A 14,796-nucleotide genomic window follows, 5' to 3' on the forward strand; every position below is an offset into this window, starting at 1 on the left:
TGTCTTCTCCTAGGGGTTCGGTTCGGGTGGAGCGGGTCAGCCCGCGGGTGTGGTGTGGCGGGCACGGCTGACCGCCGAGCGCCAGGCGGCCCGGTCGGCTGCTGCGCCGCCGGGGTTCTGGGACGGGACGACGCGTCGCGCCTCGTGGGCCTCCCAGGCCACCTCCGGGTCGATGGAACGGGCGGCGAGCAGCGCGGCGCCGAGCGCGGAGGCCTCCGCGACGCCGGACACCTGCACGTCCCGGCCGAGCAGGTCAGCCTGCCGCTGCATGAGGAGCGCCGAGGCCGTCGCGCCGCCGTCGGCGTGCAGCGTCTCGATGTCGGCGGCGCCGTCGGCGGTCATCGCCTCGACGACGTCGGCGACCTGGTGCGCGACGGCCTCGAACGCGGAGCGGGCGAGCTGGGCGCGTGTGGTGCCTGCCGTCATGCCGCACCAGACGGAGACCGCGCCGCGGTCAAAGTAGGGGGCGCCGAGGCCGGAGAAGGCCGGCACGAGGGAGACTCCCCCGGCATCCTCTGCGAGGCCGGCGAGTTCGCCGAGTGCGGGCACGTCGCCGTCGGTGAGCATCCGGGCCGCCCAGGCCAGCGCAGCCCCCGTGGCGACGACGTTCCCCTCCCGCGCGTAGACCGGGGTGTCGGTCTCCCAGGCGCAGGTGGCGGCCACGCCGCCGGCGAGGGCCACGGGGCCGGCAGCCGGGAGCGCGGCGGGCAGCATGACCGATGACCCGGTGCCGTAGGTGGCCTTCGCTTGTCCGGCGCGTCCCTGGCCGTGGAAGTACAGGGCGGAGTGCGAGTCGGCCAGGACCGTGGCGACCGGCACCCCGCCGGGAATCGGGAGCCCGTCGCGGACGCGGCCGAAACTGTGATCGGACCCGACGATGGTCGCGAGTGCGGTGGCCGGCACGCCGAATCCCTCGAGCAGCGCTGGCGCCCAGGTGCGCGTGCGGAGGTCCATCAGCATGGTGCGCGACGCGTTGCCCGACTCGGTGAGGAACTCGCCGGTCAGCCGGTGGACGAGCCAGGTGTCGACGGTGCCGACGCGCAGGTCGTCTGGGCGGTGCCCGTCGGCGACGGCGCGGTCGAGGAGCCAGCGCATCTTCGGCGCGGAGAACATGGCGTCGAGCGAGAGGCCTGTGGTTGCGAGCACCACCGCGTCGAGCCCGTCGGCGGCCAGCCGGGAACACTCGTCGGCGGTGCGGGCGTCCTGCCAGCCGAGGACCGGGCCGCAGGCCTCGCCCGTGGCGGCGTCCCAGCAGACGACGGACTCACGCTGGTTCGAGATCGACACCGCGGCGACGCGTCCGGGGTCGACCGTCGCGAGGGCCTGCTCCGCGGCGCTCATGGTGGCGTCGAACAGCTGGTCCGCGTCCTGCTCGACCCACCCCGGGCGGGGATACGAGATCGCTACGCCCGCGCTCCCCCGCCCGACGACCGCGCCCGTGGCGGCATCGACGAGCAGCGCCTTGCTGTTCGTCGTGCCCTGGTCGAGCGCGAGGATCAGACCGATGGCCTGAGGGGGATGAGTCATGGCGTCCTGCATATCTATTCATCAGTGAATCAACACGCACGAGACTATGCGGCGGGGTTGAACCGTGTCAATAGTTCGCAGATAACGAAATAGTCTCGCCCAGCCCGATCCCCCGCCCCGTCGCCCCGTCGCCAACGAAGAACACGGACGCCAACGACATTCGCGCGAATATCGTTGGCGTCCGTGCATACCGTTGGCGTCGGCGGGAAGGGTCGGGCGCGACGGCCTGGATGTGGTCGGCGCGGCGGCAGGTATTGGCCCGGTGCGTCAGTCGGGGAGGGCCGTTCCGGGGGCCGGGTAGGAGGCCTGGGCGCCCTCGAACTGGACCGTGTACGCCGCGAAACGCGCTGCGAAGGCCGCGGCAACCTCGAGGGAATCCCCGTCGGCGACCCGCGCGGCGAGCGCGCCGCAGAAGGCGTCGCCGGCCCCGACGGTGTCAACGGGGCGTACCCGGGGCGACGGAACCGACACCGTGCCGCCCGACGAGGCGACCAGCGCCCCGGCCGCCCCCAGTGTCATGACCACCGACGCGACCCCGGCCGCCCGCAGCCCGGCGACGACGTCGGCCGGCTCGGTGACATCGGGTCCGCCGAGCTGCTTAAGCGCCGCCGCCCCCTCGTGCTCGTTGACGACGAGCGGGTCGGCGGCCAGCAGCAACTGCGGGGCGACGTCGATGACCGGCGCGAGGTTCACTATCAGGCGCCTCGGCCGACAGCCGACGACCTCGAGATCGCTGGTGGCCGGGATCTCGCCCTGCAGCACGACGACGTCGGCCGCCCCGATGACGGGCTCCCATCCCCTGACCAACTCGGGCGTGACGGCCGCGTTGGCCCCCGGCACCACGACGACGGTGTTCTCGCCCTCCGCGTCCACGCTCACGACGGCCAGACCCGTCGCCCCTGACAGGCGGCGGACGTGGGTCAGGTCGACGCCGGCCTCGGCCAGTAGGGTCGTCGCGACGGGGGCGGACGAGTCGTCGCCGACGGCGCCGCACATGGTCACGTCTGCGCCGGCGAGTGCGGCCGCGCAGGCCTGGTTGGCGCCCTTGCCTCCCGGCGAGAACGTGCCGCCGGACGCGATGAGGGTCTCCCCCGGCAGGATGTGGCGGCGGAGCAGGAGATGAAGGTCGACATTCAGCGAGCCGACGACGACGACACGGGCCACGGGATCCTCCGGGGTGGTGAAGCGGGCTGGGTCCGGGACGTCAGTCCTCGAACACCACGCCCTTGGTGACGAGGAAGCAGCCGTAGGGGCGGTCCTCGCTGGTCGCGACGACGGCGAAGGCGCGCCGCGCGCGGGCGTAGAAGTCCATCCGCTCGACCCCCTCGGCCCGGATGCTCCGTCCCTCGGCCTGCTCGGCGGCCGCGATGAACTCCACCTGCACCGGCAGCTCGCCGTCGGGATCGTCGACGGGGAGCATCCGCGCGAGGGGCGTCTCGATGAACGTGTCGACGGGCAGGAGGGCAAACAGCGCGGCCGCGAGGCGGGTGGTGTCGACGCCCGGCATGGCGACGACCTCCAGCCCGGTCGAGTGGGCCGGATAGTTCCGGTCGACGACGGCGAGGGTGTCGCCGTGCCCCATCCGCGCCAACACGGACAGCAACTCGGGCGTGACGATCGGATCGATCCCCTTCAGCATTGAGAGGTCCCTTCCAGGGTGGTGGGCGACGGTGCCCGCGACAGGTCCGGTCAGCCTATCGCTTCTGACGAGGGGCAGCGCAAGGGTCGCAGCGCACGAGCGGGCGGCCGGTGAGGGCCGCCCGCTCGTCGATGCGCAGGAGATGGTGTGGGCTCAGGCCTGCTCTGGCACCCACACCCGCATCGTCACGGGGCCCCGGTTCGCCCACGAGTGGTACGGCACCAGGGTGATGTCGAACTCCGCGTCGCCCTCGGCGACGGCGGCGTCCGGGCCGTACGGCCAGGGGGCTGCGGCGTGTCGGACGCGACGCCCGCGGATGGCGGCGCCGCGGCCGGAGGCCGTCGGCTCGGCCCCGCGGAGCACCTCGATCTCGGCGACGTCGAGGCCGCCCGGCAGGTCGACTGACTCGACGCACAGCACGAACGGGCCGCGCTCGACGGCGACCGTGCCGCGGACGGCATCGATGCGGGAGTCGGGGCGGACGAGCCGCGGGGCGAGCGGCAGGTCGAGCTCGATGACGTCGTCGGTGGTCAGGCCCTCGATGCGGCAGGTGCCGGGCTCGACGGTTTCGCCGCCGAGGGTGGCGCCCGCGGCCCAGCCGGGGATGCGCAGCTCGAGGTCGAACGGGGCCTCGGCCTCGTCGACGGTGACGACGACGCGGCCGTCGTAGGGGTAGCCGGTGGCCATGGTGAGGCGGACCGGGCTGCCGGCGACCTCGGCCTCGATGCTCGCCGGGGCGTACTGCACGATCTGGACGGCGTCGTCGCTGGCCGTGGCGACCAGGGTCGACAGGCTGGCGAACGTGCGGGCCACGTTGGTCGGGCAGCAGGACACCTCGAACCACGGGGCGCGCAGCGACGCGTTGGCGCGCGGCAGCGCCTCGTCGGGGTCGGCGGGCATGGCCGGGGTGCGGCGGTGCAGCGTGTTGGCGTAGAAGAACCCGTCGCCCGCCTCGGACGGAGACGCCGCGACGATGTTGTACAGCGCGCGCTCGATGACGTCTCCGTAGCGCAGGTCGCCGGTGGCCAGCAGCAGCCGCCACGCGACCATGACCGACCCGATGCCCGCGCAGGTCTCGCAGTAGGAGCGGTCCGGGGGGAGCTCGAAGTCGACGCCGAACGCCTCGTCCTGGTGGTGCGATCCCATGCCTCCGGTGATGTAGGTACGCCGGGCGATGGTCGCGTCGAACTGCAGGCGCGCAATCTCCAGCAGCTCGGCGTCGCCCTTCTCCACGGCAATGTCGACGGCCGCCGCGCACAGGTAGAGAGCGCGGACCGAGTGGCCGCGCAGCACGGTCGACTCCCGGAAGGGCTCGTCGTCCTGGTAGTAGGAGCGGCCGAACTCGATGTCCGGGAGGATGCCGTGGCCGCGGCGGTCCAGGAAGATTCGGGCCTGCTCGAGGTACCTGGCATCCCCGGTGGCGCGCGACAGCTCGGCCAGCGCGACCTCGATCTCGGGATGCCCGCAGACGTCCTCGCGTGCGCCCTTGCCGAACTCGCGGCAGACGTGGTCGGCCGCCTTGATCGCGACGCGGACGATCGCTCCCTCGTGACCGGTGCGGATCCGCGCGACGGCGGCCTGGATCAGGTGCCCGTAGCAGTACAGCTCGTGCCCCCAGGCGAAGGCCGAGTAGCGCGGCTCCTGGCCGGGGTTGCCGAAGCGGGTGTTGAGATAGCCGTCGTCGCCCTGCACGGCCTCGATGAGCGCGCCGAGGCGCTCGATCTCGGCGTCGAGGTCCTCGTCCCCGGTGCGGCCGACCTCCCAGGCCATGGCCTCGATCAGCTTGTACACGTCGGAGTCCGCGAACTCGCGGCCCTGGTGGCGGCCCCCGATGGTCCCCTCGGCTGCCCGGACAAAGTTCTCGATCCAGCCGACCTTGGTCTCCCACCTCAGGGAGTGCGGGATGAGCTTGTCGGCGTTGAGCTGCTGCCGGTCACCCCAGAAGCCGCCGAGGATGCGGATCTGGTCGATGCCGACGGGTTGCAGCCGTCCGCCGCCGGGCGCGACGGGCAGGAAGGAAGCGGAAACCATGGTCACTCCTAGGGCGTGGTCGCGACGGCACCTTCACCGGCACCACGAAATGCTCGAAAACGTTTGAGGGAATCTTGACATGGCAACTCGATTGCGTCAATGCACCCGATCGGAATGGTTTCCGGTATGGTGACCGAAACTCCCACGAGGAGATGCTCACCCTGCAAAGCCGCCGGAGACGGGACCTGGAGGACACGGTGCCGAGGACCGAAGCCGCCGCGAGGCGCAACCCCAAGAGCGCGACGCTCATCGACGTCGCACAGCTGGCGCGCGTCTCCGTGTCTACGGCGTCGAAGGCCCTGAACGGCCGCTCCGACGTGGCCGAGACCACGCGGGAGCGTGTCGTCGAGGCGGCCCGGCGCCTGAACTTCGTGCCGAACACGCTCGCGAAGTCGCTGCAGACGGGCCGTTCCGGCACCGTCGGGCTCATCACCCACGACTTCGACGGCCGCTTCTCCATCCCCCTGCTGATGGGGGCGGAGGACGCGTTCGGCGTCAACAAGGTCTCGGTGCTGCTCTGCGACGCCCGCGGAGACGCCATCCGGGAGCGCTACCACCTTGACGTCCTGATGCAGCGCCGCGTCGACGGCCTCATCATCGTCGGCGCCCGCCCCGACACGCGCCCGACGCTCGGCCGCGGGCTCCCCGTGCCTGTGGTCTACGCCTACGCGCCGTCCGACGACCCCGAGGACTGCTCGATCGTGTCCGACAACGTCGCGGCCGGCGACCTCGGCGTCTCACATCTGCTCGCGGCCGGGCGCCGCCACGTCGCGATCATCGCCGGCGACACGACCTACGGCGCGGCCGTCGAGCGCGTGCACGGTGCGAAGCGGCGCCTGTCGGAGGCCGGCCTGGAGTCACTGGGCGGCGACGCGTTCTTCGGTTCCTGGACCGAGCCGTGGGGCCGCGCGGCGATGCGGACAATCCTCACGCAGTACCCCGAGGTCGACGGCGTGCTGTGCGGCAACGACCAGATAGCCCGGGGCGCCCTCGACACGCTCCGCGACGAGGGTCGTCGCGTACCGGACGACGTCTCGGTGGTAGGGCACGACAACTGGGAGATCCTCGCGACGGGTGCCCGCCCGACGCTGACCAGCATCGAGATGAACCTCGAGGAGATCGGCAGGCTCGCCGCACAGCGGCTCGCCGAGGCCATGGAGGGCAACGTGTCCCACGGTGTCGAGTACATGGCACCGCACCTGGTCGTGCGCGCCTCGTCGGTCGCCTGACACGCATCGGGGCCCTCGGCGACGCCGAGGGCCCCGATGTCTCAGGTCACTTTCCGGTCATGTCGCGCGGCACGACCCACTCATCGAACTCCTGCTCGGTCAGGCCGTTGGCCAGCGCGGACTCGCGCAGCGAGATGCCCTGATGGTGCGCCTGCTTGGCGATCTTGGAGGCCTTGTCATAGCCGATGTGGCGGTTCAGCGCCGTGACCAGCATCAGGTTGGAGGCAAGGTGCTCCTCGATCCGCGGCAGGTTCGGCTCGATGCCGACGGCGCAGTGGACGTTGAAGGAGCGGGCCCCGTCGGCGAGGAGGCGGATCGACTCCAGCACGGCATGCGCCATGACGGGCTTGAACACGTTGAGCTGGAAGTTGCCCTGCGTGCCGGAGAAGCCGACGGTCGCGTCGTTGCCGAACACCCGCGCGGCCACCATGGTCAGGGCCTCACACTGCGTCGGGTTGACCTTGCCGGGCATGATCGAGCTCCCGGGCTCGTTCTCGGGGATCAGCAGCTCACCGATGCCGTCGCGGGGGCCGGAGGCGTACCAGCGCACGTCATTCGCGATCTTCATCAGCGCCCCGGAGAGCACACGCAGCTCGCCGCTGACCTCGACGAGGGAGTCGTGCGCGGACAGCGCCGCGAACAGGTTGTCGGCCTGGCGGAACTCAAGCCCGGTCTCGGCCGAGATGCGCTCGGCGGTGGTCCGGCCGAAGTCGGGATGGGCGTTGAGCCCGGTGCCGACGGCGGTGCCGCCGATCGCGAGGTCACGGGCGCGGGCGTCGGCCGCCTTCACGCCCTCGAGCGCGAAGTCGATCTGCGCGACCCAGCCGCCGATGACCTGGCCGAGGCGCACGGGCGTGGCGTCCTGCAGGTGCGTGCGGCCGACCATGACGACGTCGTCGTACTCCCTGGCCTTCGCGTCCAGCACGTCACGCAGCTCGACGATGGCCGGGTAGAGGCGCTCGTTGAGTTCCGTGACCACGGCGATGTGCATCGCGGTGGGGAACGTGTCGTTGGACGACTGGCCACGATTGACGTCGTCGTTGGGGTGGATGGGCTTCTTGGAGCCCCGCACTCCCCCGGCCAGCTCGATGGCGCGGTTGGCGATGACCTCGTTGGCGTTCATGTTCGACTGGGTGCCGGACCCGGTCTGGAAGACCACGAGCGGGAAGTGGTCGTCGAGCTCTCCGGAGATGACGTCGTCGGCGGCCCGGGCGATGAGCTCGCCCTTTTCGGCCGTCAACTCGCCCAGCTGGGCGTTGGCCTCGCCGGCGGCCTTCTTCAGCACCCCGAGGGCCTTGACCATCGCCCGACCCCATACGAAGGTGTCGCGGCCGATGTCGAAGTTGTGGAGGCTGCGTTCGGTCTGCGCGCCCCAGTAGCGGTCGTCGGCGACCTCGACGTCGCCCATGGAATCAGTCTCTATGCGGTGTCCCATGCCCTAGAACCTACCGCCGCGGTCAACCCCTCACCGACGATTCGGCGCGTCCCGCCCGGCTGTGCCACACGGCTCAACCGCGGCTGGGCAAAGGAGAAGCCCGGCCCGCTGCATTGGGGGGCGGCAGGGGACCGGGCTTCTTGTGCACCTCGCGAGGCACGCTTCAACTATAGACGTAGAAAGGTCAGACCAGTCAAGTTGATCGGGGTGTTTTTCCGGAAATAGTTTCAGGAGACAACTTCGTACGTCAGCGTGATGATGCCGGACGACAGGCCGCCGACTGCGCGCATGGCGCCGCGGGACAGGTCGAGGCAGCGGTCGCCGACGTAGGGGCCGCGATCGTTGATGCGGACGATGGTCGTCCTGCCGTTGGCCTTGTTGGTGACCTTCAGCTTGGTCCCGAACGGGAAACTGAGGTGCGCGGCGGTCAGGCCGTCGGGGTTGAAGGACTCGCCGTTGGCTGTCACGGAACCCGTGTCGTAGTAGGACGCGCGGCAGGTGGTGCCGGAGGCGGGCGTCAGGTCCGACGGCGCGGTGCTCTCGGTCTCCTTGGTGCCCACCCGGACGACCTCGGTGACGGGCTCCTTCGTGGTCCTGGTGGATGTCAGCTCCGACGAGACCAGCTTGCCGTTGCGGTAGGTGTCCGTGTGGGTCTCGGTGGCCTTGCCCTTGACGCCCTCGGTTGTGACCTTGGTCGTGCCCTTGGCGAGCTTGTCCGTCTTGACCTTCTTCGTGTCGTAGGCGACGGAGACCTTCTTCGTGCTGGTCTTGACCTCGACGTCGACGTACTTCACCGTCATGCCCTCGCTCAGCTCGGTCTCGGGCGACGGCTTCACCTCGTCGTCGGCGTCCACCTCGATGCCCTCCTGCGCGAGCAGGTCGGCGACGGTGCCCGCGGCGCGGACGGCCGCGCTGGCCCCGTCGGCCTTCAGCGTGACCTCCTTGGGCGTGGAGACCTCGAGGTCGAGGCCCTCGCGGCCGATGCCGACGGAGCGGGTGGCGGACAGCTTGGAGTCCGCGTCGTCGAGCTGCAGCTGCGAGAGCGCCTGACCGACCGTCTGCGCGGTGGTCCAGACGGTGCGCTGCTCGCCGTCGACGGTGAGCGCGAGCTCGCGGCCGTAGGCGACGGAGATCTCCATCCCGTCGGTGATGGTGGTGTCGGCGGCGGGCAGGACCACGTCGTGCGTGCCGAGGTCGATGCCCTGCAGGTCGAGCACGTCCCCGACGGTGGTCTCACGCACCGCGATGGAGCTGCTGACGCCGTCGACCGTGAGGGTGACGTCGTTCTTCTGCAGCGCCGTGGCGATGGCGGCCGTGCCGACGAGGGCGAGCGCTGCCCCGCCGGCGATCGCGGGGATGAGGATCTTTGCCATCAGGTGAGCTCCAGTGTGGTCCACGTCCGGTACGCCGGACGGCCTAAGCCTAGAGCCTTTCCTGAGAAACTCCAAACGCTTCCTGAGAAATCTTAATCTTTCAAGGAGGGCTGGTTCGCGGACGACCTGAAGCCCCTCAGCCGGAGGCTGTTGAGCACGACGAAGACGCTCGAGAAGGCCATCGCGGCGCCCGCGATCATGGGCGTCAGCATGCCGATCGCGGCCAACGGGATGGCGGCCGTGTTGTACCCGAACGCCCACACCAGGTTGGACCTGATGGTGCGCAGCGTGGCGCGCGCCAGCCGCACCGCGTCGACGACGGCGCCGAGGTCGTGGCGCATCACGGTGATGTCGCCTGCGGCGATGGCCGCGTCGGTGCCGGTGCCCATGGCGATGCCGAGGTCGGCGGCCGCGATCGCGGCCGCGTCGTTGACGCCGTCGCCCACCATCGCCACCCGGTGGCCAGCGGCCTGGAGTTCGTGGACGGCCTCGACCTTGCCGGCCGGGGTCACCCCTGCGCGCACCTCGTCGATGCCGAGCTGGCCGGCGACGGAGCGGGCGGTCGCCTCGTTGTCTCCGCTCAGCATCACGGGCGTGATGCCGAGGTCCTTGAGCTGCGCCACGGCGACGGCGGCGCTGTCCTTGACGGTGTCGGAGACGATGATGCGGCCGAGCACGTCGTGGTCGTCGGCGATCTCCAGGATGCTGCCGAGCAGGTTGCCCCGCCAGGTCGGGGCCAGGTGGCCGAGTTCGGAGATGAAGACAGGGGACCCGGCGTAGATGACGCGACCGTCGACCTCGCCCTTGACGCCGCGCCCGGCCACGTTGACAAACCCCGAAACCGGCTCGTGCTGGGGCACGGTCGCGACGATCGCGCGGGCGATCGGGTGCTCGGAGCCGGACTCGACGGCAGCGGCCAGCCTCAGCAGCTCGTCGCGGGTCACCCCGTCGGCGGGCTCGACGTCGACGACGGACATCTGTCCGGTGGTCAGGGTGCCGGTCTTGTCGAACATCACCACGTCCACGCGGCGAGCCCGCTCCAGCGCCTGCGGGCCGCGGATGACGGTGCCGAGCTGCGCGCCACGACCCGTGCCGACCATGAGGGCCGACGGCGTCGCCAGACCCAGGGCGCAGGGGCAGGCGATGATCAGGACGGAGATCGCGGCCGAGAGGGCCATGGTCCAGCCGTGCGCCAGTGCCAGGTGTGCGATCAGGGTGACGGCGGCAACGGCGAGCACGACGGGCACGAAGATGCCCGACACCTTGTCGGCGAGGCGCTGGACGTCGGCCTTGCCGGTCTGCGCCTCCTCGACCATCTGCGCGATGCGGGCCAGCTGGGAGTCCGAGCCGACGGCGCGGGCCTCCACCACCAGCCTGCCGGTGGTGTTGATGGAGCCGCCGACGACGTCGTCACCCTCGTCCACCTCGACGGGGAGGGACTCGCCCGTGATGATGGAGGCGTCGACGGCGGAGCGACCCTCGACGATGACCCCGTCGACCGCGACCTTCTCGCCGGGTCGCACGACGACACGATCCCCGACGCGCAGACTCGCGACATCGACCTGGCTCTCGCGACCGTCCGACAGCAGCGTCGCGCTCTTCGCCCCGACCTCCAGAAGCGCCCGCATCGCCGCCCCGGACTCGCTCTTCGCGCGGGCCTCGATCCACCTGCCCAACAGCAGGAACGAGATGATCGTGACGGCGGCCTCGAAGTAGATGAAGCCCATGGCGTCCTGCGCGACCAGGTCGAACGTGAAGCTGTGCTTCATGCCGATCATGCCTGCGTGGCCGAACAGCATGGCGTAGAGCGACCAGGCGTAGGCGGTCAGCGTGCCGAGGCTGACCAGCGTGTCCATCGTCGTGGTGCCGTGCCGCAGGTTGACCCAGGCGGCCCTGTGGAAGCCGCGGCCGAGCCAGAGCACGACGAACGTCGACGCGACGAGCGCGAGCCATTGCCAGCCGTCGAACTGCAGCGCCGGCACCATCGACACGGCGACGACGGGGACGCTCAGCACGAACGACGTGACGGCGCGTCGACCGAGCTCCGCCGTCTCGTCGTCGTTGCGCCGGGTCGGGGCGGGAAGGCTCGCGCCGTAGCCGGCCTTCTCCACCACCTCGATCAGGTCGGTGGCGGTCAGCCCGACCGGGGCGTCGACGGTCGCCTTCTCGGTCGCGAAGTTGACCGTCGCGGACACGCCGTCGACCTTGTTGAGCTTCTTCTCGATCCGGGCCGCGCACGAGGCGCAGGTCATGCCCGAGATGTCGAGGTTGATCGTGGTGGTGGACACGGGTGGGTTACGCCTCTTCTCAGGCCTCGACGACGGTGTAGTCGCCCGCTTCACGGACGGCTTCGACGATGAAGTCGAAAGGGATGCGCTCGTCGGACTCGACCGACATGGTCCCCTCGAGCTGCACGTTGACGTTCTTGACGCCCTCGACCTCGGAGACCTCCTCGGTGACGTGGTTGACGCAGTTGCCGCAGGTCATGCCCGAGACGGTGTACGTGGCGATCATTCTTGCTCCCTTGGGTGGTGGGGTTCGGTTACTTCGCGAGCCGTCGGATGGCCTGCATGGCCTCGTCGAGCTTCTCGTCGGCCTCGGGTCCGCCCTTGCGGGCGGCGTCGGCGACGCAGTGGGACAGGTGGTCCTCCAGGAGGCCCATCGAGACGGCCTTGAGCGCACTGGTCACGGCCGAGATCTGGGTGAGGACGTCGATGCAGTACTTGTCCTCCTCCACCATCCGCGCGATCCCGCGCGCCTGACCCTCGATCAGCTTCAGCCGACGCAGGTACTCCGCCTTCTGGGGCGTGTAGCCGTGGTGCGCGTGCTCGTTCATGGGTTCCTCCTTCTGTGACTATACCCCCAGGGGGTACCCCCTTCAACCACGGCCCCCCTCATCCGCAGGCGCCAACGAAGTTCACCGACGCCAACGAAATTCACGCGAATGGCGCTGGCGTCCACACAAGGGGGTGTGGCCGACGGCGGCGCGGGGCCGTCGAAACGGCCGACGGTGGCGCGAGCCCACCGGGAGCCCCGGGGCACAGGGGGGACCGAGGCACCACGACGGCTATCCACAGCGAACCGGTCAACCTGTGGACAACTCGCGGCAGCACTTGGCATGCAGAACTCGGCCACCTCGACACCTCCGGCGGCACTGAAGTGCATCACCCCTTGTGGTTCCGCTATTGCCACGCGGCGGGGGCCGTGATATGGCCGACCGATGGAGCAGCCGGTGCGAGCTCAGGACCCAAGGGGATTTGTGGACAAATCCCCCGAAGGAGACACCAGGGGCATTTATAACGGTTTGATAACATCGCTCAAGGGAAGTGCACAGCTTCGTTCACATCCCTCCGCCGGGGCCGCCCGGGTTGTCCTCAGCTGTCCACACGGCGTCCACAGAGTTGTCCACAGCTGTGGGCGGTGGGCACGTCAGCTGGCCGAGGAACCGTCGGACCCGTGCCCTAGCCTTGCTACCGGCAGATTTCTCGCGCGTTGGAGGTGGCACATGTCCCAGGCCGCTCAGGTCTACGACGACCGCGACCTCGATCGCACCCCGCCCCAGGACCTCGAGGCGGAGCAGAGCGTGCTCGGCGCCATGATGATGTCGAAGGATGCCATCAGCGACGTCGTCGAGGTGCTGCGCGGCGTCGACTTCTACCGCCCCAACCACGAGACGATCTTCGACGCGATCATCAACCTCTACGGCCGCGGCGAGCCGGCGGATGCCATCACCGTGGCCGGCGAGCTCGGCAAGATCGGCCAGCTGGCGAAGGTCGGCGGCGCCGTCTACCTCCACGACCTGCTCTCCAGCGTCTCCATCGCGGCCAACGCGCCCTACTACGCGGAGATCGTGCGCGACAAGGCCGTCCTCCGACGCCTCGTCAACGCCTCCATCCGCATCGCGCAGCTCGGCTACCAGGGCCAGGGCGAGGTCGACAAGATCGTCGACGAGGCGCAGCAGACGCTCTTCGAGGTCACCGAGAAGAAGGCCTCCGAGGACTACAAGTCCATCCGCGAGCTGTTGGAGCCCACGTTCGACGAGATCGAGTCCATCCAGTCCTCCGGCGACGCACTTTCGGGCGTCCCCACCGGATTCACGGAGCTCGACCGGCTCACCAACGGCTTCCACGCAGGACAGATGATCATCGTGGCCGCCCGACCCGGCGTCGGGAAGTCGACGTTCGCGCTCGACATCTGCCGCAGCGCCGCCATCCACCACGACCTCACCGCCGCGTTCTTCTCGCTCGAGATGAGCCGCACCGAGATCGTGATGAAGATCCTGTCGGCGGAGGCCACCGTCCCGCTCGGCCGCATCCGCGGCGGCGGCGGCAAGATGGACGAGACCGACTGGCAGCGCATCACGGACAAGTCGGCGGTCCTCGGCGAGAAGAACCTCTTCATCGACGACTCCCCCAACCTCACGATGATGGAGATCCGCGCCAAGGCGCGGCGCCTGAAGCAGCGCAATGACCTGCAGCTGCTCGCCATCGACTACATCCAGCTGATGAGTTCCGGCAAGAAGGTCGAGTCCCGCCAGCTGGAGGTCTCGGAGTTCTCCCGCCAGATAAAGCTGCTCGCCAAGGAGCTGGAGATCCCGGTCATCGCGCTGTCACAGCTGTCGCGTAACACCGAGGCCCGCAAGGACGGCATCCCGCAGCTGAGCGACCTCCGAGAGTCCGGCTCGCTCGAGCAGGACGCAGACATGGTCATCATGATCCACCGCCCGGAGATGTACACGCAGAACCCCACCGACGCGGAGCGCGGCCTTGCCGCCTTCCACATCCCGAAGCACCGCAACGGCGAGACGGGCAAGATCGACGCCCTTTTCCAGGGCCACTACTCCCGGTTCACCAACGCACCCATGTGATCGGACGTGACCGGCGACACTTCTTGGCGGCCCACCGCGACGGGCGACCTCACGACCGCGCCGCCTACCGCCGGCCCTCCCCCGGCGCCCTGCGGCCACCACGGGGCGAGGCCAGCGGACCGGCTTGTTAGGGTCTCTGCATGGCAGACGTGAGTGAACCCCGCACCGCGCTGGAGCGCGCCCGCTTCGGCCGACGCCTCGGCACCGGCGACCGCTTCGTCGGGTTCTGGCTCGAGCTGGCGGTGGCGGGCCGCAACGCTTCCCTCGGCGGCGACCGCCGCAACGTCGCGCGGACGATCCGCGGGTTCGTCAAGGACACGCGGGCCGCGGTCGACGAGGCGGGGGTCGCCGCGCTGCACGCCGAGCTCCGTGACGCCGCCCAGCTCTACTGGGGCAGCTGCCTGACCGATCCGCAGTACTCCAGCACGCTCTTCGGCCTCAAGCGCCTCGACGACGCGGAGCTGCGCGGCAAGATCGCGCTGGAGTACGCGCAGGCCGCGCGGCTGATGATCGACTCGGGGGCACTCGACGGTTCCGCCGCCGACCTGCCCGGCCTCTACCTCGACGGGCTGCTGCTCGCCGCTCCGGGCCTGGAGCAACAGGTGAGGACCGCGGTGGCCCGCTTCGCCGAGGTCGAGGCCGCCGTCGCCGACCGTCTGCCCCAGCCACCGGCCCCGTGAGCCGCCGCCCGTGCC

The 14,796-nt window shown here is 70.1% G+C and carries 12 protein-coding genes; 3 read left to right on the forward strand and 9 right to left on the reverse strand.

The window, feature by feature from the left end; genetic code table 11:
- Nucleotides 1-36: 36 nt before the first annotated feature.
- From KDB89_RS12895 to KDB89_RS12910, 4 genes are all read right to left on the reverse strand, one after another.
- On the reverse strand, nucleotides 37-1,527 hold the full coding sequence (locus KDB89_RS12895) for an FGGY family carbohydrate kinase (protein WP_219081678.1): 1,491 nt from the start codon (nucleotides 1,525-1,527) through the stop codon (nucleotides 37-39).
- A 267-nt stretch (nucleotides 1,528-1,794) separates the two neighbouring features.
- The gene (locus KDB89_RS12900; protein WP_219081680.1) at nucleotides 1,795-2,691 is read right to left on the reverse strand and encodes a ribokinase; all 897 of its coding nucleotides are present in this window, start codon (nucleotides 2,689-2,691) and stop codon (nucleotides 1,795-1,797) included.
- 40 nt (nucleotides 2,692-2,731) lie between these two features.
- Nucleotides 2,732-3,166 (reverse strand): RbsD/FucU family protein, encoded by a 435-nt coding sequence (locus tag KDB89_RS12905; RefSeq protein WP_219081682.1) that lies wholly within the window; start codon nucleotides 3,164-3,166, stop codon nucleotides 2,732-2,734.
- 153 nt (nucleotides 3,167-3,319) lie between these two features.
- The gene (locus KDB89_RS12910) at nucleotides 3,320-5,197 is read right to left on the reverse strand and encodes a glycoside hydrolase family 127 protein (protein ID WP_219081684.1); all 1,878 of its coding nucleotides are present in this window, start codon (nucleotides 5,195-5,197) and stop codon (nucleotides 3,320-3,322) included.
- A 197-nt stretch (nucleotides 5,198-5,394) separates the two neighbouring features.
- On the opposite strand from KDB89_RS12910, the gene KDB89_RS12915 reads away from it, so the two are divergent.
- Nucleotides 5,395-6,426 (forward strand): LacI family DNA-binding transcriptional regulator, encoded by a 1,032-nt coding sequence (locus KDB89_RS12915; RefSeq protein ID WP_255555950.1) that lies wholly within the window; start codon nucleotides 5,395-5,397, stop codon nucleotides 6,424-6,426.
- A 46-nt stretch (nucleotides 6,427-6,472) separates the two neighbouring features.
- Here KDB89_RS12915 and fumC read toward each other — a convergent pair whose 3' ends face one another.
- The 5 genes from fumC to KDB89_RS12940 form a co-directional block, all read right to left on the reverse strand.
- Nucleotides 6,473-7,861 (reverse strand): class II fumarate hydratase, encoded by a 1,389-nt coding sequence (gene fumC / locus KDB89_RS12920; RefSeq protein WP_219081687.1) that lies wholly within the window; start codon nucleotides 7,859-7,861, stop codon nucleotides 6,473-6,475.
- Between the two features lie 227 nt (nucleotides 7,862-8,088).
- Entirely contained in the window at nucleotides 8,089-9,234 is a 1,146-nt protein-coding gene (locus KDB89_RS12925; protein ID WP_219081689.1) for a septal ring lytic transglycosylase RlpA family protein, read from the reverse strand.
- A 92-nt stretch (nucleotides 9,235-9,326) separates the two neighbouring features.
- A complete protein-coding gene (locus KDB89_RS12930; protein ID WP_439654855.1) occupies nucleotides 9,327-11,576 on the reverse strand; it encodes a heavy metal translocating P-type ATPase in 2,250 nt (749 codons plus the stop codon).
- Nucleotides 11,542-11,748, reverse strand: a complete 207-nt coding sequence (locus KDB89_RS12935; protein WP_219081691.1) for a heavy-metal-associated domain-containing protein — start codon at nucleotides 11,746-11,748, stop codon at nucleotides 11,542-11,544. Before KDB89_RS12935 ends, KDB89_RS12930 begins: the two co-directional genes overlap by 35 nt.
- A gap of 28 nt (nucleotides 11,749-11,776) precedes the next feature.
- Nucleotides 11,777-12,070, reverse strand: coding sequence for a metal-sensitive transcriptional regulator (locus tag KDB89_RS12940; protein ID WP_219081693.1), 294 nt, complete (start codon nucleotides 12,068-12,070; stop codon nucleotides 11,777-11,779).
- A 669-nt stretch (nucleotides 12,071-12,739) separates the two neighbouring features.
- Here KDB89_RS12940 and dnaB point away from each other — a divergent pair.
- Together dnaB and KDB89_RS12950 are read left to right on the forward strand one after the other, a co-directional pair.
- Nucleotides 12,740-14,101: a replicative DNA helicase gene (dnaB, locus tag KDB89_RS12945; RefSeq protein WP_219081695.1), complete on the forward strand. Its 1,362-nt coding sequence runs from the start codon at nucleotides 12,740-12,742 to the stop codon at nucleotides 14,099-14,101.
- 140 nt (nucleotides 14,102-14,241) lie between these two features.
- Nucleotides 14,242-14,781: a DUF6553 family protein gene (locus KDB89_RS12950; protein ID WP_219081697.1), complete on the forward strand. Its 540-nt coding sequence runs from the start codon at nucleotides 14,242-14,244 to the stop codon at nucleotides 14,779-14,781.
- The last annotated feature ends 15 nt before the right edge of the window (nucleotides 14,782-14,796 follow it).

Origin of the sequence: Tessaracoccus palaemonis (genome assembly GCF_019316905.1) — a bacterium.
GTDB classification, from domain to species: Bacteria; Actinomycetota; Actinomycetes; order Propionibacteriales; family Propionibacteriaceae; genus Arachnia; species Arachnia palaemonis.

Excerpts from the sequence above, each read along its gene's own strand:
- KDB89_RS12895 (WP_219081678.1), bottom strand. The coding sequence starts at position 1,527 with ATGACTCATCCCCCTCAGGCCATCGGTCTGATCCTCGCGCTCGACCAG.
- KDB89_RS12905 (WP_219081682.1), bottom strand. The coding sequence starts at position 3,166 with ATGCTGAAGGGGATCGATCCGATCGTCACGCCCGAGTTGCTGTCCGTG.
- KDB89_RS12910 (WP_219081684.1), bottom strand. The coding sequence starts at position 5,197 with ATGGTTTCCGCTTCCTTCCTGCCCGTCGCGCCCGGCGGCGGACGGCTG.
- fumC (WP_219081687.1), bottom strand. The coding sequence starts at position 7,861 with ATGGGACACCGCATAGAGACTGATTCCATGGGCGACGTCGAGGTCGCC.
- KDB89_RS12925 (WP_219081689.1), bottom strand. The coding sequence starts at position 9,234 with ATGGCAAAGATCCTCATCCCCGCGATCGCCGGCGGGGCAGCGCTCGCC.
- KDB89_RS12935 (WP_219081691.1), bottom strand. The coding sequence starts at position 11,748 with ATGATCGCCACGTACACCGTCTCGGGCATGACCTGCGGCAACTGCGTC.
- KDB89_RS12940 (WP_219081693.1), bottom strand. The coding sequence starts at position 12,070 with ATGAACGAGCACGCGCACCACGGCTACACGCCCCAGAAGGCGGAGTAC.
- dnaB (WP_219081695.1), top strand. The coding sequence starts at position 12,740 with ATGTCCCAGGCCGCTCAGGTCTACGACGACCGCGACCTCGATCGCACC.
- KDB89_RS12950 (WP_219081697.1), top strand. The coding sequence starts at position 14,242 with ATGGCAGACGTGAGTGAACCCCGCACCGCGCTGGAGCGCGCCCGCTTC.